The following is a 20,721-nucleotide window of genomic DNA, read 5'->3' as shown; positions in this document are numbered from 1 at the left end:
GCCCGCCGTAAGGCGGGTGGCCGCGCCTGTCACCGTTCCTTGGTGGCGGAGAAGGTCAGGTCCGGGTTCTTTTCCTGTTGGTAGCCGACGTCCCACGGGCTTTTGGCCATGAACACGAGATCGCCGTCGCGGTCGCGCGCGAGATTGGCGCGGTTGAAGCTCTCGAATTCGTCCAGCGCTTTCGCGTCGCCCTTGAGCCAGCGGGCGGTGGCGAAGGGGGCGGGCTCGAGATTGGCCTCGACCTTGTATTCCGCCTCCAGCCGGCTGACGAGCACGTCGAGCTGAAGCTGACCCACGACGCCGACGATCCACTGCGCGCCGATCTCGGGATAGAAGACCTGGATCACGCCCTCCTCGGACAAGTCGTCGAGCGCCTTGCGAAGCTGCTTGGTCTTAGTCGGATCCCTGAGCACCACGCGCCGCAGGATTTCCGGCGCGAAGTTGGGCAGCCCGGTGAAGCGGATCTGGTTCTTCTCGCTCAGCGTATCGCCGACGCGCAGCGTGCCATGGTTGGGAATGCCGATGATGTCGCCCGCTTCTGCCGTATCGGCCAGCTCGCGGTCCTGCGCGAAGAACAGGATCGGCGAGTGGATCGCGATCGGCTTGCCCAGCCCGCTCGGGGTCAGCTTCATGCCGCGTTTGAACGTGCCCGAGACCTGCCGCATGAAAGCGATGCGGTCGCGGTGGTTCGGGTCCATGTTGGCCTGGACCTTGAAGATGAAGCCGGTGACCTCGTCCCGCTCCGGGCTCACCTGCTCCTCGCCCGCCGGCTGCGGGCGCGGCGGCGGCGCGTGGGTCGCGATCGCCTCGATCAGTTCGGTCACGCCGAAGTTCTTGAGCGCGCTCCCGAAATAGACCGGTGTGAGATCGCCGTTGCGATAGGCCTCGAGGTCGAACTCCGGATAGCCGATCCGCGCCAGCTCGGCCTCCTCGGCCACGTCCTCGGGCAGCACGGCATCGGCTTCGCGCGTGCCGTGGAATTCCTTGCTCGGCCCTTCGGGCCGGCTGACTTCACCGGAAGCGAAGTCGAGAATGCCCTGGAACGTGCCGCCCATGCCGACGGGCCAGCCTTGCGGCGACACGTCCAGCGCCAGCGTGTCGGCCACTTCGTCGAGCAGCTCGAAGCCGCTCTTGCCCTCGCGGTCGACCTTGTTGACGAAGGTGATGATCGGCACCGAACGCAGGCGGCAGACCTCGAACAGCTTGCGCGTCTGCGGCTCGATGCCCTTGGCCGCGTCGATCACCATGATCGCCGAATCGACCGCGGTCAGCGTGCGGTAGGTATCTTCCGAGAAATCCTCGTGCCCCGGCGTGTCGAGCAGGTTGAAAGTGATCCCGTCCCGCTCGAAGGTCATGACCGAGCTGGTCACCGAAATCCCGCGCTGCTGCTCGATCTTCATCCAGTCCGACCGCGCCCGCCGCGCCTGTCCCCGCGCCTTGACCTCGCCCGCGAGATGGATCGCGCCGCCCTGAAGCAGCAGCTTCTCGGTCAGCGTGGTCTTGCCCGCGTCGGGGTGGGAAATGATGGCGAAGGTGCGGCGGTTGGACATGGGCCGCGCGCGTAGCCGGGCCGCGCGCCTTCGTCCACTCGCAAGAGCCGAAAGCCCGGGCAGGGTGAATGCGGCTTAACCTGCTGGAAAGGGCCCGGTGATAGGGTTCGACCGGGTCCGTTTCGGGGGATCAGGCAAGTGAAATCGTTCGTTCTTGCATGCGCCGGCGCGATACTGCTCGTGAGCTGCGGAGATTCGGGGAAGTACTACGAGAAGTCATCGCAGGAGGTGGCCTCGGCACTCAAGTCCGCCTACCTGCCGACGCACGTCCTCGGAGGCACGGTCGCCGGCAGCCGCGTATCTCAGCCCGACAGCAACACGATCGTGACCGCGCTGCTCGCCCAAGACGGCAGCGAACTGATGCGGTTCGTCACCATCCTCTCGCCCGATGGGGCCGGCACCCGGGTTGCCACCGAAATACGGCCGCCTGAAGGACGCAACAAGGATCGGGCGACCCAGGCAATGGAGGCGAACGGCTTCGCCATGGGCATGATGGAGAAGCTCGCCGAGGAGCATGTCACCGCCGCAATCGAAGGGCGGCCGTTCGACATGACCTTCGCCACACCGCCGATGGCCAAAGGGATGATGGGGGCCATGCCCGGCATGTCGAAGCAGATCGATGCCGCAAACGAAGCCGCTGCGGAGTTCTCGCGTCACCAGCAGCAGGCCGAATTCGAGCAGGAGTACGGCGACGATTGGGGCCGCAGCGCCGGCGATGCCTCCGACGGCTGGGGCGAATAGGGCTGGTCAGCTCTCCCGCGCGACCTGGAAACCGGCGAAGCTCTGGCTTACCGGCATCAGTTCGAGAGTGTTGATGTTGAGATGCGGCGGCAGCTCGGCGACCCAGCGGACGGTCTCCGCGATGTCCGCCGCGGTCATCGGGTCCGCGCCGCCGTAGAGCCGTTCGTGTGCCTCTTGGTTCCCGCCGGTGCGCACCAGGGTGAACTCGGTTTCGACCATGCCTGGCTCGATCGAGGTCACGCGTACGCCGGTGCCGTGCAGGTCGGCGCGCAGGCCGAGCGAGAACTGGCGCACGAAGGCCTTGGTCCCGCCGTAGACGTTGCCGCCCGTATATGGATAGTTCGCCGCCACCGAGGAGATGTTGACCACGCCTCCCCTGCGCTCGATCAGGCCCGGCAGGAGCTTGTGGGTGAGCGAGACCAGCGCGGTGACGTTGGTTTCGATCATGGTCTTCCAGTCCGCCAGGCTCGCGTCCTGCGCCGGCGCGGTGCCGAGCGCGAGGCCGGCGTTGTTCACCAGCAGATCGATGCCCGCGAACGCCTCCGGCAGCGCATCGAGCGCGGCGTCGCGCGCCGCCTCGTCGCGCACGTCGAACACCGCGGCATGAACTTTGTCCGCGCCGAGATCGGCGACCAGCTTCTCCAGCCGCTCCGCCCGGCGGCCGGTGGCGATGCAGCGCCAGCCGCTGGCGACGAGGCTGCGCACGCAGGCCTCGCCGATCCCCGCGGTCGCTCCGGTAACGAGTGCCGTTCTGCTCATGCTCTCAGCTCCGCGCCCTGCTTGCCCGCGGCAGCGACGATCCGGTCCGAAATCGCCTTGATCTCCGCGTCGGTGAAGCTCTTCTCGCCCGGCTGGAGCACGACCTCGACCGCGACCGACTTGCGGCCTTCGGGCACGCCCTGTCCGGCGAAGACGTCGAACACCCGCGCATCGACGATCGTCTGCTTGTCGGCGCCCTTGACCGCGCGCACGAGATCGCCGGCCGCGAGATCGGCAGGCACGAGGAAGGCGAAGTCGCGCGTGACCGGCTGCAATGCGGGCGGCGCATAGGCCGGGCGGGCGAAGGTGCCGCCGCCCTTCTTCGCGGGGATTGCGTCGAGAAAGATCTCGACCGCGACGACCGGCCCCTCGATGTCGAACGCCTTGAGCGTGTTCGGGTGCAGCGCGCCGAAGCGAGCGAGCACGTTCTTGGGGCCGAGCCGCAAAGTCGCCGATTGCCCGGGATGGAACTGCGGCCCCGCCTCGCCCATGATCATGAGGTTGCCGACCGGCGCGCCGGCAGCTTCGAGCAGGGCCTCGGCTTCGGCCTTGGCATCGTAGGCGTCGCCCCCCTGCGCCTTGCCCGTCGCCCAGCCGCGCGGCGTCTTCTCGCCCGCGAGGATCACGCCCAGCGTCGGGCGCTCGTCGCTTGCCCCACCCTGGCCACGGAAATAGCGGCGGCCGATCTCGAACAAGCGCGAGCCGGCAGCGCCGCGGTCCGCGTTGCGCTTGGCCGCGGCGAGCAGGCCGGGAAGCAGCGAGGGGCGCATCGCCTTCATGTCCTCGCTGATCGGATTCTCGAGAATCCACAGGCCGCCATTGCCTTCCGCGAAGTGGTCGGCGTCGGCTTCGGGAAGGAAGGACCAGGTCACCGCCTCGTTCAGACCGCGCGCAGCCGCCGTGCGGCGCACCTTGCGCTCGATCTGCTGCAGCGGAGTCGCGGTCGGCTTTGCCACACCATCGGCACGCGGCAGCGCGACGCTCTCGACCTTGTCGAGGCCATGGATGCGGACCACTTCCTCGACGAGGTCGGCTGGCCCTTCGATATCGTGGCGGCGCGGGGGGCAGGTGACCTGCCAGCCGTCACCAACGCGGAAATCGAGCGCTTCGAGAATCCTGCGCTGCTCGGCCTCGGCGATCTCGATTCCGCCGAGCCGCCGCGTCAGCGCGGGATCGAAAGCGAGCACCTTCGGCGTGACGGGAGGCGCACCTGCGCGCACAATCTCGCTCGCCTCGCCGCCGCAGATCTCCAGGATCAGCCCGGTCAACAGAGCCAAACCATCGTCGAGGAAGGCCGGATCCACCCCGCGCTCGAAGCGCGTGCGCGCATCCGAGGTGAGGCCGAGCTTGCGGCCCGTCACGCCGATCCGCACGGGATCGAAATAGGCGATCTCGAGCAGGATGTCGGTCGTGCCTTCGCTCACCCCCGAATGCTCGCCGCCCATGATACCCGCGATGTCGTGCACGCCGGCGTCGTCGGCGATCACCGTCATCGTATCGTCGAGCGTATAGGTCTTCTCGTTGAGCGCGAGGACCTGCTCGCCCGCCCTGGCGCGCCGCGCAACCATCGCGCCGGTCAGTTTCGCCAAGTCGTAGGCGTGCGCCGGCCGGCCATACGCGAGCATCAGATAATTGGTCGCGTCGACGATCGCGCTGATCGGCCGCTGCCCCGCCGCGAGCAGCCGGCGCTGCATCCATTCGGGGCTCGCGCCGTTGCGCACGCCTCGGATCACGCGCCCGTAGAATGCGGGGCATCCCTCGGCATCGTCGATGCGGATCTCGACCGGGCACGCGCCGGTACCTTCGATTTCGGGCGCCGCGACAGGCTTGAGCGTGCCCAGCCCCACCGCCGCGAGATCGCGGGCAATGCCGTAGACGCCCATGCAGTCCGGCCGGTTGGGCGTGATCGCCACGTCGAACACCGGGCTCGCGCCGTGGTAATCGGCGAAGGCCGTTCCGACCGGCGCATCGGCCGGCAGTTCGATGATGCCGCTATGCTCGTCGCCCAGTTCGAGCTCGCGCACCGAGCACATCATGCCGTTCGACTCGACGCCGCGGATCGCGCTCTTGCGCAGTTCCATGCCGTTCGCGGGCACGACCGCGCCGGGCAAGCCGAGCACGCCCTTCATGCCGACCCGCGCATTGGGCGCCCCGCAGACGACCTGCAGCGGGTCGCCCTCTCCGATGGAAACGGTCAGTACCTGCAGCTTGTCCGCGTCGGGATGCGGTCCGGCGGTCAGTACCTCGGCCACGCGGAAGCCCGCGAGCCTTTCAGCAGGGTCCTCGATCGCTTCGACCTCGTGCCCGATCGCGTTGAGCGCGGCCGCAATCTGCGCGGCGCTCGCTTCGGTCTCGAGGTAGTCCTTCAGCCATTCGAGCGAGAACTTCATGCGCGTGCTCCCACGCCGGCCGAGAGCGACGGCTGGTCGAATGCCGAGAAGCCGTAATGCGCGAGCCAGCGCACGTCGCCGTCGAAGAAGGCGCGCAAGTCGTCCATTCCGTACTTGAGCATGGCGAGCCGGTCGACGCCCACGCCGAAGGCGAAGCCCTGCCATTCGTCGGGATCGAGCCCGGCGAACTCGAGCACCCGGCGGTTGACCATGCCGCTGCCGAGCAGTTCCATCCATCCGTGGCCCGGCGCATCGCCGTCGCCGCCGAGCACGCGGCGCCTAATTCCATTGGCGCTCACGTCTTGCCAGCCGACATCGACCTCCACCGAAGGTTCGGTGAAGGGGAAGTAGCTCGGGCGCAGGCGCAGGACGATGTCGTCGCGCTCGAAGAAGGCCTTGAGGAAGGTCTCCAGCGTCCACTTGAGGTGCCCGAGGTGAATGTCGCGGTCGATCACGAGACCTTCGATCTGGTGGAACATCGGCGTGTGCGTCGCATCGCTGTCGGAGCGATAGACGCGGCCCGGCGCGATGATGCGGATCGGCGCACCCTGCGCCACCATGCTGCGGATCTGCACCGGCGAGGTGTGCGTGCGCAGGAGCATCTGCCGTTCCTCGGCATCGCGGTCGGGGAAGTAGAACGTGTCGTGCATCGCCCGCGCCGGATGCGCCTCGGCCATGTTGAGCGCGGTGAAGTTGTGCCAGTCGTCCTCGATCTCCGGCCCGGTGGCAACCGAAAAGCCGAGATCGGCGAAGATCTCCGCCAGTTCGTCCATCACCTGGCTCACCGGATGGACCGAGCCACGCGGTGCCTCGGGCGCGGGGAGCGAAAGATCGAGCGTCTCGCTGGCCAGCCGGCGTTCCAGCTCGGCATTCTCGAGCGCGGCCTTGCGCGCGGCGATCGCGTCGGCGATCTCGCCTCGCGCTGCCTGGATCGCAGGGGCCTGGCTCTGCCGCTCCTCAGGCGTCATCTGGCCGAGCGTCTTGAGCAGCAGGCTGATCCAGCCCTGCTTGCCAAGCGCCGCGACACGGAGCGCCTCGAGCGAGTCCAGATCGTCGGCGGCATCGATGGCCGCGATCGCTTGGTCCTTGCGGGTTTGCAGTTCACTCATCGCGATGGCCCGCTAGCGCCAAATCCGCGCCAACGCAAAGCGCCATCTCGCGCGCGGACGGGCGTCAGCCGCGACCGGGGCTGTCGAGCGTCTGCACCGGACTGCCGTGGAGGCGGAGACGTTCGCGCAGGAAGCTGGCCATGACGGGATGCTCCATCGCCGCATATTCGCTCGGTGCCATGCCGAGGAACGCGTGGCAGTCGCGCACGAAGTGCGACTGGTCGCAATAGCGCGTGTCGATCGAACCGCTCCAGCGCGCGTCGGGCTGGACCATGAAGGCGGCGAGGCTGCGCATGAAGCGCTGGCGCCGGAGGAGCAGCTTGGGCGAGAACCCGAACGCGCGGCGCGAGATCCGCTCGAGCGTGCGCTGGTTGAGCTCCGCACGCCCCGCCAGGGTCGCAACGTCGGGAAGGTCTTCCTCCAGCAGCATGGCGTGGATCGCCGGGATACGCGGGTCCTCCGGGCCATGCCGGGGCGCCTCGTGGCGGAAGAAGGCGACCAGCCGGTCGTATTCGCGGCTTTCGCGCTCCGCACTGCCGGTAAGCTCGTCGGCGAGCGGCACGAAAGGCGCGCAGGCGGGCTCGGCGCGGCCGTCGAACACGCGGTTGGCCAGTTGGTCGGCAGGGCTGGCGATAAAGGTGCTCCAGCCGAGCGGCAGCAGTCCGACGCCCCAGATGCGCGTGTTGCCGAGGGTGAATTCGAGCAGGCTCGTGCTCGGCCCGGTCGCGACGAAATCCGTGTCGCCCACTTCGTCTCCGCTCACCGAGCGGCTGACGGGCAGATCGCCCCTGAAGAAGCGCAGGTTGCCCCATTCGGGCTGCAGGGCATCGGCGACGCGCGCGCCTTGCGCGACGGTGATCTCGACCCGGTAGAAGGTCGTGAAGAATCTCGCGAGATCCGTGGGCGGCGCGTGGAAGCGCACCGCGATGTCGCATTGCGTCGCCATCCTCGTTCGCGCCCCGTTCCCCCCTCTGCCCGCGGAGGATACCCGCGGTCGGGGGCGGGGGGAAGCGGCTACGGCCTCAAAAAACTTAGAGGGCGCGGAAGGCGATATGCCTGCCGCGCCCTCTCTTTGAGCATTAATGGGGGTTCGAAAACCCCTGATGCGGTCAGGCCGGCAGAGCCTTCTTCGCCTGCGCGACGATCGACTGGAAGGCGCCGCCTTCGTTCATCGCGAGGTCGGCCATGACCTTCCGGTCGAGCTCGATGCCAGCGAGCTTCACGCCGTGCATGAACTGCGAGTAGGTCAGGCCCTCGGCGCGCACCGCCGCGTTGATGCGCTGGATCCACAGCGCACGGAAGTTGCGCTTCTTAACCTTGCGGTCGCGGTAGGCATACTGCCCGGCCTTCTCGACCGCCTGACGGGCGATGCGGATCGTGTTCTTGCGGCGGCCGCGATAGCCCTTGGCCTGGTCGAGAATCCGCTTGTGCTTCTGGCGCGTGGTAACGCCGCGTTTGATGCGAGGCATGTGTTATCCTTTCAGAATGCGGTGCCGGCCCGCTCCCCCGCCCTTCCACCCGGATCCTCCCGGGCATAATCCGGGTGGAAGGGCGGGGGAGCGGGCTGGAGCCGCTCAGCAATCAATCAAGCCCGTAGGGGGCCCACTTCTTCACCGTGCGGCTGTCCGCTTCGGACAGGACGGTGGTGCCGCGGTTCTGGCGGATGTACTTGGCGTTGTGGCTGATCAGGCGGTGGCGCTTGCCGGCGACACCGTGCTTGACCTTGCCGGTTGCGGTGAGCTTGAAGCGCTTCTTCACACCGCTCTTGGTCTTCAGCTTGGGCATTTTCATCTCCTGCAACAGAGACACGTCGAACCAGCCCTGGCAGCCCTTGTCGCCAGGCCGGCACATGAAACACGTGTCGGTGAAGCACGCGCCCCTAGCGAAATCGGCGCGGAATGCAAGCTTTCAGAAGTGGGCGAGATAGCCGCCGTCGACCGCAAGCGTCTGCCCGGTGATATAGGAGGCTTCGGGCGAGGCAAGGAAGGTGACCGCGCCGGCGATCTCGTCCGGCTCGCCCCAGCGGCCGAGCGAGGTGCGCCGCGCCAGATGCGCCGCGATCGCCGGATCGGCGACCATCTCCGCGTTCGCCTCGGTCGCGAAGTAGCCGGGTGCGACTGAGTTGACGGTGATTCCGTCGCCGCCGAACTCGGCCGCCAGCGCGCGGGTCAGCGCGGCAAGTCCCCCCTTGCTCGCGGTGTAGGCGGCGTCGCCCCGCGCGATCTCGGCGGCGATCGAGGTGATGTTGACGATCCGGCCATAGCCGCGCGCGCGCATCAGTGGAGCGGCCCGGCGCGCGAGGTCGAAGGGGGCGACCAGATTGGCCTCGAGCATGGCGCGCATGGCCTCTCGGTCGAGCTCCGCAATCCCGCGCCGATCGCGGGCGCCGACATTGTTGACAAGGATGTCGAGCCCGGTCTCGCGCTCGATTCGCGCGAGTGCCGCGGCGCTCGCCGCATCGTCGGCGATGTCGAAAGCGATCGGGTGCGCAAGCTCGCCGATCCGGTCCGCCGCGCGGGCGAGCGCCGCAAAGTCGCGCCCGTTGAGCCAGACGGTCGCTCCACCCGCAGCCAGCCGCCGCGCAATGGCGAACCCCAACCCGCGCGCTGCGCCGGTCACGAGGGCGACCCGCCCGTCGAGCGATCCCGATACCGTCATGCCAACCCTAGTGAACCAAGTGCGCCTGCCGTTCCAGCGCCGGCTTTCAGCGCTTGGCCTCGCGCTGGTGCACCCGCCAGCGCTCCGAGCCCCAGCGGGCGATCACGGCCTGGATCCGTTCCCTGTCGCCGCCTGTGAAGGTCTTGTGCGGCGCGCACTCGCCGCGCTCGACCATGCAGGCTTCGCCTGTGTCGAGCCGCAAACTGGTAAGCTGACCGTCCGGACCCGCCAGTCCGATCGCGGTTGGCGTGCCCAGAGGACCGATATGAAGGAACGGCGGCGCTGCGGGCGCTGCAGGGCGCTCTCCCCGAATGGCGGCGGTCAGGATCGCGCGGTAATCGGCCAGCGCGAGCGGCGCCGGCGGCAGCAGGTTCGGCCGGTTGGTGACCAGCACCGTCCCGAACTGGCGCGCGTTGATCACGTGGCCGTGGCCGAGGAAGCCGTCCTCGAACAGGTCCTCGCCGTGATCGCCGGTGACGATCAGCACGGTGTCGTCCCACACGCCCTTCGCCTTGAGCCGCCGGACGACCTCACCGAGCCACGCGTCCGCATGAGCGACCGCGTTCCAGTAAGTCGCCTGAACGTGCTCGGCCCGATGCACCGCGATCGCGCCGCGCTCGATCGGCGTGTCCACGACCCGCGCCGGCACCCCGTCGTGGTGGTAGGGGAAATGCGGCGACTGGAAGTTGAAATAGGCGAAGTGCGGCCGCGCCTGCCAGTCCTCCGCGCCCAGCGTCCGGTCGAAGGCGGCGAGCAGGTGGCTCTCGTCGACCAGCAGGCTGCCCTGCGCGGCGAAGCCGAAGGCGCGCTTGTCGCGCAGCAGCTCGGCATCGACATAGACGTCGGCGCTTTCGCGCATGCCCACGGTCTCCGAAATCCCGCCGAAATCCTCCGGCTGGCCCGAGAACACGCCGATGCGATAGCCGCTCGCCTTCAGGTCGCGGAACAGCGACGGATCACCCTCGCGCGGGGCAAGCTGCCCGGAGAAGATCGACTTGAGCGATTCGGTGGTAAAGCCGACATGGCTGTAGGCGGGGGTGACCGCGCTGCCCGCCGCCGCGATCGCCTCCAGATTGGGCGCGACCGGTTTGCCGTTCACGCGCTTGCCGAGCACGTCGCCGCGGGTCGATTCCATGACCACGATCACGACATGCGGGCGCTCGCCCGTGAAGACCTGCGGCCCGAGCGGCGCAGCGAGCGGCACGAGACGGAGATCGCCGCCGTAGCCGTCCTCGTCCACGCCGTTGCCGGGCACGTCGAGCGCGAGCGGGTGCCGGCTGCCGTCGAACGGCGCGGCATCGTGCTGGATGCCGAACAGGCCATAGCCGTCGCGGTCGACGTCGCTGACGAGGTCGAGCGTGCCGGTGAGCGCCTGCCAGGCGAGCGTGCGGTTGAGCCCGAAGGCCGCGTCGCTGCCGGTACGCGGAACGACGAAGGCAGCGGCGAGGAACAGCAAGAGCACCGCGATCCATGCCCGGCGCCGAGGAGCGCCCAAGCGCGGCAGATCCGGCGGCAGCAGCCGCGCGAGCAGCTTCCATGCGGCCCAGGCCCCCACCCCGAGGCCAACGAGCGCGAGCAGCGCCACGCCGATCTCGCTGAGCCCGAACAGGATCGCGTCCACAAGGCTGCCGCCGCCGAGCTGCTTGAGCAGGGCGAAGCCCACCGCGTCGCTGAAGTAGGAATGGAGCTGGTACTGCGCGGCCAGCAACCCGCAGAACAGCGCGCCGTTGAGCAGCGCGAAGACGAAGCACGGCGCCCAGGCCGGGCCGCGGCGCGCGAGGCGCAGCGAGAGCGTCCAGCCGGCGAGCCCGATCACTGCCTGCGCGGCGGCATAGCCCACCAGGAACAGCGCGATCTCGCCCGGTGCGTCGACCGCGCGCGACTGGCCGAAGCCGCCGGTGAAGAGGCCGTACTTGCGGTCGGCCAGCGCCAGCTCGATCAGCGAGACGAGCGCAATTAGCGCAAACGGGAATGCCGCCGTCGTCCGCACCCATGCACTGCGCGTGCGCGGCGCTCCGGGCGCGGGAACGAGGCCGCCTTCTAGAGGTGTCGTCGCCATGCGCGCGAGGGTTAGCGCGCAGGGTTTAGCATTTGACTAACCGTGCGAGTGCCCGTGGGCCGCGCCGGCCATTGCCTCGATCACGTCCTCAAGCCGGGCGGGGTCGCCGATCGCGAGCACTTCGCCGGCCGAATGGGCGTTGAGCGGTTCGCCCTGCCAGTCGCACATCGTTCCGCCGGCCCCCTCGACCACGGGCACGAGCGCCGCGAAATCGTGCAGTTGCAGCCCGGCCTCGCACACCAAGTCCATATGGCCCGAGGCAACGAGGCCGTAGCTGTAGCAGTCGCCGCCGTAGACGATCTTGCGCTCGGCCACGACTTTCGCAAGGCTCATGAAGGCATCGACCTGCTCGCCCGAGAAGCAGTGTGGGCTGGTCGTGCCGAGCACCGCGTTGGAAAGCTCCGGACAGGGCGCCGAGCGGACCGGCGTGCCGTTGAAGGTCGTGCCGTGGCCGACGCGCCCGACCCACCGCTCGCGCAGCACCGGCTGGTCGATCACGCCGAGCACCGGCCAGCCGCCCTCCATCAGCGCGATGAGCGTGCCGAAGATCGGCCGCCCGGCGATGAAGCTGGTCGTGCCGTCGATCGGATCGAGCACCCACTGGCGCGCGGCGGCCGGATTGCGGTTGCCGTATTCTTCGCCGATGATCCCGTCGTCGGGACGCTCGCTCTCGATGATGGCGCGCATCGCCGCCTCGGCGGCGCGGTCGGCCTCGGTCACGAAGGTCGCGTCGCTCTTGCGCTCCTCCGCCCATTCGCCGCGGAACAGGGGCCGGATCGCCTCGCCGGCAGCGTCCGCCAGCCGGTTGGCGAGCGCGATGTCGCTGTCGGTCGCCATGTCAGTCGAAGAGCGAGCTGACCGAGCTCTCGTCGGCGATGCGGCGGACAGCCTCGCCGATCAGCGGGGCGACGGTGAGGATGCGGATCTTGCTCGAGTCCTGCGCCGCGTCGGTCGGGCGGATCGTGTCGGTGATGACGAGTTCGGTCAGCGCAGAGCCGTCGACCCGCGCCACCGCGCCGCCCGAGAGCACGCCGTGGGTGATATAGGCCGCGACCGAGGTGGCGCCCTGATCGAGCAGCGCCTGCGCCGCGTTGCACAGCGTGCCGCCCGAATCGACGATGTCGTCGATCAGGATGCAGTGGCGCCCCTTCACCTCGCCGATGATGTTCATCACCTCGCTCTCGCCCGGACGGTCGCGGCGCTTGTCGACGATCGCCAGCGGGGCGTTGTCGAGCCGCTTCGCGAGCGCGCGGGCGCGGACCACGCCGCCGACGTCGGGGCTGACGACCATCAGGTCGCGGTCGCCGTAGCGCGCCTGGATGTCGGCGGCCATGACCGGCGCGGCGTAGAGGTTGTCGGTCGGGATGTCGAAGAAGCCCTGGATCTGCCCGGCGTGGAGATCGACCGCGAGCACGCGGTCGGCACCCGCCTGCGTAACGAGGTTGGCGACCAGCTTGGCCGAGATCGGCGTACGCGGTCCGGGCTTCCGGTCCTGCCGGGCATAGCCGAAGTAGGGCACGACCGCCGTGATCCGCTTGGCCGAGGCGCGTTTGAGCGCGTCGATGCAGATCAGCAGCTCCATCAGGTTGTCGTTCGCCGGGAAGCTGGTCGGCTGGATCAGGAAGACGTCTTCGCCGCGGACGTTCTCGTGAATCTCGACGAAGACCTCCTCGTCGGCGAAGCGGCGGACGCTGGCGTCGGTCAGCGGCATCTCGAGATAGGCGGCGACCGCCCGCGCGAGCGGCAGGTTCGAGTTGCCGGACATGATCTTCATCGCGCGGGGTACCTTCGGTTGCTGCAGCGGAATCGGTCCGCTCCGCTTAGCCGGGCGTCACGCGATTGCAACAGGGGGCACCCGATCCTCCCCATCGACTTGCGATCGGGAGGGGGACCGCGAGACGCGTAAGCGGCTCGTGGTGGAGGGGCCTTGCGCGCTAGTTCCCCTCCGAGCGACGCCTGCGGCGTCGCCCACCTCCGCAACGCAAGTCGTTGGGGAGGATCTTGTCGTCAGGGAGGATCTTAGGGAAGCCTATGCTCGCCCCTGATCCAGCGGACGGTGCCGCTGCTGGCGCGCATGACGACGCTTTCAGTCGTCATCTTGCCGCCGCGCAGGCGCTTGACGCCTTCGAGCAGCGAGCCCGAGGTGACGCCGGTCGCAGCAAAGATGCAGTCGCCCTTCGCGAGATCCTCGAGCTTGTAGATGCGGTCGAGGTCCTCGATGCCCCACTTGGCCGCACGGCGCTTCTCGTCCTCGTTGCGGAACACGAGGCGGCCGTTGAACTGCCCGCCGACGCAGCGCAGCGCGGCGGCCGCAAGCACGCCTTCGGGCGCGCCGCCCTGGCCCATGTACATGTCGATCGTGGTTTCCGGATCGGTCGTCGCGATCACGCCCGCCACGTCGCCGTCGCCGATCAGCACCACGCCGCAGCCGAGCCCGCGCAGTTCGGCGATCAGCTCCGCATGGCGGGGCCGGTCGAGCACGCAGACGATGATGTCCTTGGGCTCGACACCCTTGGCCTCGGCCACCGCGCAGACGTTCTCGGTCGGGGTCTTGGCGAGATCGATGATCCCCTCGGGATACCCCGGCCCGACCGCGAGCTTGTCCATGTAGGTGTCGGGCGCGTTGAGCAGGCAGCCCTCCTCCGCCGCGGCCAGCACCGCCAGCGCGTTCGGCCCGGCCTTAGCGGTGATCGTGGTGCCTTCGAGCGGATCGAGCGCAATGTCGATCTTCGGCCCGCGGCCGGGCGCACCGCCGACCTTTTCCCCGATGTAAAGCATCGGCGCCTCGTCGCGCTCGCCCTCGCCGATCACGACGGTGCCGTCGATCTCGAGCTGGTCGAAAGCGTGGCGCATGGCTTCGACCGCGGCGGCATCGGCCGCCTTTTCGTCGCCGCGCCCGATCAGCTCACTCGCGGCGATCGCGGCGGCTTCGGTAACGCGGACCAGTTCAAGCACGAGGACGCGATCGAGCTGCGAGCCGGCAGGCGGATTCTTGCTATTCATACTGGATTCAGTCCTCCGGGAGTGCTTGGGAGCGCGCTTAGACAGCGGGAGCGGGAATGTCGAGAAACCACCTGGCGCTTGCCCTGCTCTTCGGCACGGCGCCGCTCGCAGCACAGACGGCGGACCGGGACCCCGGCACGACGGATCCGGTGGAGGAAGCATTCGACGCTGCCCGCGACGCATACGGCCCGCCGCCGCCCGCGCCGCCTCAGCCAGATTGCGAGCAGCCCGAAGGAAACGAGATCGTCGTCTGTGCAAGGCTGGAGGAGCAGTCGCAGTTCCGCATCCGCTCCGACGAGGATGCCGAAAACGAATACGCCGCGGCGACGATGAACAAGGGCGATCCCAAGGCGCCCGATGTTTCAGGGCCGGGCATCTTCAAGGGGCCTGCTACCGTTTCCGGCCTGTGCGTAATCCCGCCATGCCCCGAGCCGCCTGCCTACATGATCGATTTCGACGAACTGCCCGAAGCGCCGCCGGGCTCCGACGCGGAGCGGGTGGGACGCGGCCTCGCTCCGCGCGGCTACGATGGAGAGTTCGAACCCGAGGAGGACGAGGAGGCAACCGAGCCTGAATCGGATCCGCCGCCGCAATAAGGCTCAGTCGCCGAGGATCTGCATCGACAGCGGCGGGGCAGTGAAGCTGTCGGACCCGTGCAGGAGCTCGAGCGCGTGCTGCACGTTCCGCTCCGGCCCCTCGTGCGCGACCATCGCGACGAAGACCTCGCCGCCCTCCTCCTGCCGGCCCTGCTGGATAAGGCTTTCGATCGAAACGCCGGCATCGCGCATCGCGGCGGTCATCTCGGCCAGCACGCCGGGGCGATCGGCGACCGTGAAGCGCAAATAGGTGCGGCCGGTGCGGTGCCCTGCCTCGGCGCGCGGCATCGGCGCCATCTCGGCCGAGGGGATGGAGAACGGCGCGCCGATTTCTCCGCGAGCGATGTCGATCAGGTCTGCGACGACCGCGCTCGCGGTGGGGCCGGCGCCCGCGCCCGCACCCTGGAACAGCAGGCGCCCGGAGAAATTGCCCTCGGCCACGACCGCATTGGTCGCTCCGGTGACATGCGCGAGCGGGTGGCCCTTGGGAACGAGGCACGGCCTGACCCGCTGGAGCAGGGCCGTCGTGCCATCCTCCCCCGCTTCCAGGTCGGCCATGCCGATCAAGCGCACCACGTAGCCGAGCGTGTCGGCACGGGCGATGTCCTCCGCCCGCACACGGGCAATGCCCTCGCAGGTCACGCCGGCGAAATCGACCTCGGCGCCGAAGCAGATCGCAGCGAGGATCGCGAGCTTGTGCGCAGCGTCGGTGCCTTCGATGTCGAAGGCGGGGTCGGCTTCGGCGAAGCCCTTCCTCTGCGCTTCGGCGAGCGTTTCGTCGAAGCCCGCGCCGGTCGCTTCCATGGTCGAAAGGATGTAGTTCGAGGTGCCGTTGAGAATGCCGTAGATGCGCCCGATGGCGTTCGCCGCCGCGCCTTCGCGCAGGGCCTTGACCACCGGAATGCCGCCCGCCACCGCCGCTTCGAACTTGAGCGCGATGCCTGCGCTTTCGGCGGCGGCGGCAAGTTCGGCGCCGTGGTGCGCGACCATCGCCTTGTTGGCGGTGACCAACGCCTTGCCCGAGCCGATCGCCCGGCGCGCCAGCGCCAGCGCAGGCCCGTCCGATCCGCCGACCAGCTCCACCACCACGTCGACATCGTCGCGCGCGGCGAGCTCGGCCATGTCGTCGACCCAGGCGAATGGGGAGAGATCGACGCCACGATCCTTGTGGCGCTCGCGCGCGCTCACGGCGACGATCTCCAGTTCGCGCCCGGAACGGGCACGCAGCAGCGCGGCGTTGGTTTCGAGCAGGCGGATCACGCCCGCCCCGACTGTGCCGAGTCCGGCCAGCGCAATGCGCAGCGGTTCAGCCATGGCGGCGGGGTTCGTTGGCGACGCGTTTCATGGCGCCGCCCCTAACCTGCGAGGCGGCGCCATGGGAACCAGTTTCGCTTGGGCGCGCGCTAGAGTTGTTTTCAGCAAGGCTGAAGCGGCGCCGGCGCCACCTCTCTGAAAAACGACTCTAGCTGCGGTTGCGCCGGCAGGGCCCGAGGCTCTGCTGTACGAATCGGAAATCCTCCTCCGCCTGCGCGCGCGATGTCGGGTCCTGCGCCAGATTGGCGTCGGCCGGGAGACCATCGGGCAGGAAGCAGGCGATCCGGTACCAGGCGAGCGTGTCCTTCGCCGGCGGACGGGCGGCCTGATCGACGATCTCGGTCCACGACACGCCCCACACGGGCGCCATATTCGGGCGGCGCACGACCGTGATCGAGACCGGCCCCTCGCCGTCGGTGTTGAGGAACATCTGGGTTTCGGATTCGCCGGCGAGATTGCCGGGCATCGACAGAATGTCGCGCACGCCGAGCACCGAGGGCGGCGCATCGGGCGCAGACAGTTCGGCCAGGATCGGCCGCAGCCGCGCCTCGTGCTCCTCGCTCCACGGCAACTGCGCGGTGGGGGCGATGAGCTGGATCTCCCCCGGCCGGCCCGCGGCCCGCGCAAAGAGGATCACCTCCCGCTTCTTGAGCTTTGGCGGTTTGCCGTTCTCGTCGAGCGGCACGTCGACCAGATAGCGGATCGATTCGCCGATCGGCGCCGAGCCGGCGATCAGCGCCTGCGTGCGCGCCTCCACGTAGAGCCGCCCGTACCCGCGACGCACGCCCGGCGCCCGCTCGGGCGAAAGCAGTGCCTGGTCGCGAATCTGCGCGCGGATGACCAGGTCGGCCGGGTCGGCGAGGTCCACGAGATCGGCATATGTCGCCGCTCCGGCCGCTCGAACTTCCTGCGCCGCAGCCGGTGCGGCAAGCGCGGTCAGGCCGGCCACGAGCGCGAGGGTCACTTTGGTGAGATTCTGCATGTCCGCCATAAAATTCCAGTTTCGGGGCATTTTTTGCAATGCGTGGTGGCTTGGGCCGTTCCGATCCCATTCACTCTTACGATCGTGAATTCGCAGTTAACCGATAAAGCGTTTGCGCGCCCTCGGCATCGAAGCTAAAGCTCGCCGCCGTCTGCTGCAACCAACAACAACATGCGCGGCGGACGGGCCCATGCTGGCCTCGCGGCGCTTGGGCTGAACGGCCTTCGCGTTATTCGGAGTCGGCCGGCAGGGTGGACATTTGGGATTGCCCTCTGGCAAGGGATTTGCTTGTCGTGAGGAGAATCGCCGGGCCTACCCCCGGCGAGAGACGATGGAGTGATGCGACTGAATGGCCTACGCTGACCAACAAATGAGCGGAAACCGGGTCGTCGCCCTGGTCATAGTGGCGATTATCCATGTTCTGCTCGGGTATGCGCTGATCACCGGTCTCGCCTACGAGGCGGTTACACAGGTGGTCGAACGCGTGACGACGGTGGACATCGACGAGCCGCCGCCACCCGAACCGGAAGATGAGCCGCCGCCGCCGCCGGAACCCGACACCGCGCCACCGCCGCCGGTCGCACCGCCGCCGCCGATCAGTATCGCGCCGGCACCGCCACCGATCCGGACGCAGCCGACGATTCCGCCGCCGGCTCCGCCCGTGCTGCGCGTGCCGCCGCCGGCCCCGCCGGCTCCCCCGCCGCCGCCTCCGCCGCCGCGCGTCCAGCCGAAGAACCCGGAGCCGCGGAACAACCCCGGCACCTGGGTCACGACGTCGGACTATCGCAGCAGCTGGATCAATCGCGAGTACACCGGCACCGCTTCATTTACCCTTCGGGTGGGAACCAACGGACGCGTCGAATCCTGCTCGGTCACGGGCGGTTCCGCCCCGCAGGAGCTCAAGGACGCGACCTGCAGCCTGATCCAGCGGCGCGCCCGCTTCCGGCCGGCGACGGACGGCAACGGCGACGAGGTTTCGGGGACCTATTCGAGCACCGTTCGCTGGGAGATCCCGAACTAGCAATTCTTCCGCCGCCGCGCCCGGCGCGGCGGCGGGATGCTCCTTCCCAATCTGCTTCTTTCTGAGAGGACTTTCGCAATGCTTATCGAACTTCTTGCCGCCGCCGGAGAGGCCGCCCCGCAGAACTCCTTCGGCTTCATGGAGGCCATGAACCAGGGCGGCGTGATCGCTTGGTCGATCTTCGGCGTGCTGGTCATCATGTCGGTCGGATCGTTCTACATCCTGATTACCAAGCTGCTCGAGCAGCAGAAGATCTTCAACCAGTACAAGAACGTCCGCACCCAGTTCTGGCGCGCGGGCACGCTGCGCGAAGGCGCGACCAAGCTCGACAAGAACAGCGCATGGCGCCAGCTCGTCGACGATGGCCTCGCAGCCGAAGACGCGCACAGCAAGATGACCGACAGCCTCGAGGCCCACGACTGGCTCCACGGCTCGCTCGCGCGGTCGGAAGCGACCATCAACGCGAAGCTCGCCGGCGGCTTGCCGTTTCTCGCGACCGTCGGTGCGACCGCGCCGTTCGTCGGCCTGCTCGGTACCGTCATCGGTATCTACCGCGCGCTGATCAACATCGGCATCGCCGGCTCGGCCTCGATCGACAAGGTCGCCGGCCCCGTCGGTGAGGCGCTGATCATGACCGCGATCGGTCTGCTCGTCGCCGTTCCCGCGGTGCTCGCCTACAACTGGCTGCAGAGCCGCAACAAGCGCATCGCCGAGCTGCTTTCGGGCTTCTCGACCGACATCCTGGCGAACATCAACTCGAAGGGTGCGGTGAAGCCGGCGGTGATGACCCAGGCGTCGACGCAGCAGGCCGGCAAGGCCGCGGCCACCGCACCGGCAACCAAGCCGGCCACGGGCGCTACGACGACTGCCACCACCACGACCAAGCGCTGAGGACGCCGCGCCGGACCGGTTTCGGCCGGTCCGGCAGCACCTTCGAAATAGACAAGTTGGATAGGATATAGTCATGGCGATTTCGATGGGAGGCGGCGGCGAAGAAAGGCCGATGTCGGACATCAACACCACGCCGCTCGTGGACGTGATGCTGGTGCTCCTCATCATCTTCCTCATCGCGGTCCCGGTTGCGATCCAGACGATCGAGAAGCTCCGCATCCCCGTGTTCGAGTCGACAGAATCGAAGGACAAGGTCGAGAACCTGCAGCTTACCGTGAGCACCACCGACGCCGCCGGCCGCAGTGCAGGCGAGCCGGGTTTCGAAGGTGCTTCGCGCGAAGGCGAATGCCGGGTCTACTTCAACAACACGACCCCCGTGGATTCACAGGAGCTCTACGACCGGGCGTTCGAGCGGCTCGACGCGATCGTGCAGCGTGCGGGTGGCCCCGAGGCCATCATGGAGGATCCCGACATGATCCCGCAGGTTCACATCCGCGGTGACGTGAACGCCCCGTGGCGGTGCATTGCGGGCACGATCTACAACGTCCAGGCAGCCGGTTATCCGACGATCGGCTTCATCTCGAACCCGGTCGATCCGAACGCGTGATCGGGTTCGGGGACAGAATTCAGGAGTAGCCCACCATGGCAATGTCAGGCGGCCGCGACGACGGCACCCCGATGATGGAGATGAACACGACGCCGCTGATCGACGTCATGCTCGTGCTCCTCATCATGTTCATCATCACGATCCCGGTTGCGACGCACTCGGTCGACATCGACCTTCCGGCGCCGAACCCGAACCCGCCGCCGGAAGACCAGATCGACCCGATCCAGAACAAGATCGTCCTCACCGAGACGGGCGAGATTCTCTGGAATGGCGATGCGATCGACCAGAGCGAGCTGGTGCGCAATCTCGAGATCAGCAAATCGATCGATCCGGAGCCCGAGCTCCAGTTCGAGCCCGAGCAGTTCGCGAGCTACGATCTCTCGGCGAAGGTGCTGAACATCATCAAGGTTTCCGGCGTCACCAAGTTCGGTTTCGTCGGCAACGAGAAGTACCGGACGTTCGGGACCGCCGACGGCGCGTGAGACCGGCCGGTCCGGCCAAGGGAATACGAGGGGGCGGAGCAATCCGCCCCCTTTTTTGTGGGCTGAGCGAAGCGGGCAAGCCCGGTTTGTTTCCCCGCCCGGGCCATGGTATGTTGTCACACAACACTGTGGGAGAAGAGCCATGGCAGTAACCGACAGCCGTCCTCTGAGCGAAATCAACACCACTCCGCTCATCGACGTGATGCTCGTCCTCCTGATCATGTTCGTGATCACGATCCCGGCGGCAACACATTCGGTCGAGATCGACCTTCCGCGCGATTGTGCCGATTGTCCCGAAGTCAACAACGTGAAGAACCATATCGTGGTCGACGGCAGCGACCGACTCCTGTGGAACGGCAATGCCGTGAACCACGCGCAGCTCCGCGCACTGCTGGCGGAAACGCGGCGCATGTCCGTGGAGCCGGAGCTGCAGTTCGAACCGGTGTCGGAGGCAAGCTACGCCGCTTCGGCACGCACACTGCACGCGATCGAGGCGGCCGGGATCACCCGGTTCGGTTTCGTCGGCAACGAGAAGTACCGGACCTTCGCCGCGCGCTGA

Annotated in this window: 21 protein-coding genes; 7 read left to right on the top strand and 14 right to left on the bottom strand. The window is 68.0% G+C overall.

All coding sequences use genetic code 11. The features are described from left to right. Window positions 1-29: 29 nt before the first annotated feature. Complete coding sequence (locus ETX26_RS13495) at window positions 30-1,550, bottom strand: peptide chain release factor 3 (protein ID WP_129525165.1); 1,521 nt, start codon at window positions 1,548-1,550, stop codon at window positions 30-32. A 138-nt stretch (window positions 1,551-1,688) separates the two neighbouring features. On the opposite strand from ETX26_RS13495, the gene ETX26_RS13490 reads away from it, so the two are divergent. Continuing rightward, on the top strand, window positions 1,689-2,291 hold the full coding sequence (locus ETX26_RS13490; protein ID WP_129525164.1) for a hypothetical protein: 603 nt from the start codon (window positions 1,689-1,691) through the stop codon (window positions 2,289-2,291). A 6-nt stretch (window positions 2,292-2,297) separates the two neighbouring features. Here ETX26_RS13490 and ETX26_RS13485 read toward each other — a convergent pair whose 3' ends face one another. From ETX26_RS13485 to glpX, 11 genes are all read right to left on the bottom strand, one after another. After that, window positions 2,298-3,050, bottom strand: a complete 753-nt coding sequence (locus tag ETX26_RS13485; RefSeq protein WP_129525163.1) for an SDR family NAD(P)-dependent oxidoreductase — start codon at window positions 3,048-3,050, stop codon at window positions 2,298-2,300. Then, window positions 3,047-5,440 (bottom strand): phenylalanine--tRNA ligase subunit beta, encoded by a 2,394-nt coding sequence (gene pheT, locus ETX26_RS13480; protein WP_129525162.1) that lies wholly within the window; start codon window positions 5,438-5,440, stop codon window positions 3,047-3,049. The genes ETX26_RS13485 and pheT overlap by 4 nt, the downstream gene beginning before the upstream one ends. Beyond that, entirely contained in the window at window positions 5,437-6,549 is a 1,113-nt protein-coding gene (gene pheS / locus ETX26_RS13475; protein ID WP_129525161.1) for a phenylalanine--tRNA ligase subunit alpha, read from the bottom strand. The genes pheT and pheS overlap by 4 nt, the downstream gene beginning before the upstream one ends. Before the next feature lie 64 nt (window positions 6,550-6,613). After that, the gene (locus ETX26_RS13470) at window positions 6,614-7,495 is read right to left on the bottom strand and encodes an AraC family transcriptional regulator (protein WP_129525160.1); all 882 of its coding nucleotides are present in this window, start codon (window positions 7,493-7,495) and stop codon (window positions 6,614-6,616) included. A gap of 163 nt (window positions 7,496-7,658) precedes the next feature. Continuing rightward, window positions 7,659-8,018: a 50S ribosomal protein L20 gene (rplT, locus tag ETX26_RS13465; RefSeq protein WP_129525159.1), complete on the bottom strand. Its 360-nt coding sequence runs from the start codon at window positions 8,016-8,018 to the stop codon at window positions 7,659-7,661. A 112-nt stretch (window positions 8,019-8,130) separates the two neighbouring features. Continuing rightward, window positions 8,131-8,334, bottom strand: coding sequence for a 50S ribosomal protein L35 (rpmI, locus tag ETX26_RS13460; protein ID WP_129525396.1), 204 nt, complete (start codon window positions 8,332-8,334; stop codon window positions 8,131-8,133). Window positions 8,335-8,457: 123 nt separating this feature from the next. Then, on the bottom strand, window positions 8,458-9,207 hold the full coding sequence (locus tag ETX26_RS13455; RefSeq protein WP_129525158.1) for an SDR family oxidoreductase: 750 nt from the start codon (window positions 9,205-9,207) through the stop codon (window positions 8,458-8,460). A 46-nt stretch (window positions 9,208-9,253) separates the two neighbouring features. Beyond that, window positions 9,254-11,266: an LTA synthase family protein gene (locus ETX26_RS13450; RefSeq protein ID WP_129525157.1), complete on the bottom strand. Its 2,013-nt coding sequence runs from the start codon at window positions 11,264-11,266 to the stop codon at window positions 9,254-9,256. A 36-nt stretch (window positions 11,267-11,302) separates the two neighbouring features. Further along, window positions 11,303-12,103 carry a histidinol-phosphatase gene (gene hisN / locus ETX26_RS13445; protein ID WP_129525156.1) on the bottom strand — a complete coding sequence of 267 codons (801 nt, stop codon included), beginning with the start codon at window positions 12,101-12,103 and terminating at the stop codon, window positions 11,303-11,305. Between the two features lies 1 nt (window position 12,104). Continuing rightward, a complete protein-coding gene (locus ETX26_RS13440; RefSeq protein WP_129525155.1) occupies window positions 12,105-13,040 on the bottom strand; it encodes a ribose-phosphate pyrophosphokinase in 936 nt (311 codons plus the stop codon). A gap of 245 nt (window positions 13,041-13,285) precedes the next feature. After that, window positions 13,286-14,269 carry a class II fructose-bisphosphatase gene (gene glpX, locus ETX26_RS13435; RefSeq protein ID WP_129525154.1) on the bottom strand — a complete coding sequence of 328 codons (984 nt, stop codon included), beginning with the start codon at window positions 14,267-14,269 and terminating at the stop codon, window positions 13,286-13,288. A 56-nt stretch (window positions 14,270-14,325) separates the two neighbouring features. On the opposite strand from glpX, the gene ETX26_RS13430 reads away from it, so the two are divergent. Beyond that, the gene (locus ETX26_RS13430) at window positions 14,326-14,865 is read left to right on the top strand and encodes a hypothetical protein (protein WP_129525153.1); all 540 of its coding nucleotides are present in this window, start codon (window positions 14,326-14,328) and stop codon (window positions 14,863-14,865) included. Window positions 14,866-14,868: 3 nt separating this feature from the next. Here the strand turns inward: ETX26_RS13430 and ETX26_RS13425 are convergent, their stop codons facing one another. Then, the gene (locus ETX26_RS13425) at window positions 14,869-16,179 is read right to left on the bottom strand and encodes a homoserine dehydrogenase (protein ID WP_129525152.1); all 1,311 of its coding nucleotides are present in this window, start codon (window positions 16,177-16,179) and stop codon (window positions 14,869-14,871) included. A 148-nt stretch (window positions 16,180-16,327) separates the two neighbouring features. Then, a complete protein-coding gene (locus ETX26_RS13420; RefSeq protein ID WP_318531661.1) occupies window positions 16,328-17,170 on the bottom strand; it encodes a hypothetical protein in 843 nt (280 codons plus the stop codon). Between the two features lie 361 nt (window positions 17,171-17,531). Here ETX26_RS13420 and ETX26_RS13415 point away from each other — a divergent pair, with 361 nt between their 5' ends. The 5 genes from ETX26_RS13415 (at window position 17,532) to ETX26_RS13395 (ending at window position 20,721) form a co-directional block, all read left to right on the top strand. After that, window positions 17,532-18,182 carry an energy transducer TonB gene (locus ETX26_RS13415; RefSeq protein WP_225425786.1) on the top strand — a complete coding sequence of 217 codons (651 nt, stop codon included), beginning with the start codon at window positions 17,532-17,534 and terminating at the stop codon, window positions 18,180-18,182. Window positions 18,183-18,260: 78 nt separating this feature from the next. Then, window positions 18,261-19,073 carry a MotA/TolQ/ExbB proton channel family protein gene (locus ETX26_RS13410; protein WP_129525150.1) on the top strand — a complete coding sequence of 271 codons (813 nt, stop codon included), beginning with the start codon at window positions 18,261-18,263 and terminating at the stop codon, window positions 19,071-19,073. A gap of 73 nt (window positions 19,074-19,146) precedes the next feature. Next, complete coding sequence (locus ETX26_RS13405) at window positions 19,147-19,680, top strand: ExbD/TolR family protein (protein WP_191984722.1); 534 nt, start codon at window positions 19,147-19,149, stop codon at window positions 19,678-19,680. Between the two features lie 35 nt (window positions 19,681-19,715). Next, the gene (locus ETX26_RS13400; RefSeq protein WP_129525149.1) at window positions 19,716-20,162 is read left to right on the top strand and encodes an ExbD/TolR family protein; all 447 of its coding nucleotides are present in this window, start codon (window positions 19,716-19,718) and stop codon (window positions 20,160-20,162) included. Window positions 20,163-20,304: 142 nt separating this feature from the next. Further along, window positions 20,305-20,721, top strand: a complete 417-nt coding sequence (locus tag ETX26_RS13395; RefSeq protein WP_129525148.1) for an ExbD/TolR family protein — start codon at window positions 20,305-20,307, stop codon at window positions 20,719-20,721.

The organism is Pelagerythrobacter rhizovicinus (assembly GCF_004135625.1).
In the GTDB taxonomy this organism is placed as follows: Bacteria; Pseudomonadota; Alphaproteobacteria; order Sphingomonadales; family Sphingomonadaceae; genus Pelagerythrobacter; species Pelagerythrobacter rhizovicinus.
The sequence above is the reverse complement of the archived record's forward strand: the minus strand, read 5'-3'. Positions and strand labels throughout refer to the sequence as shown.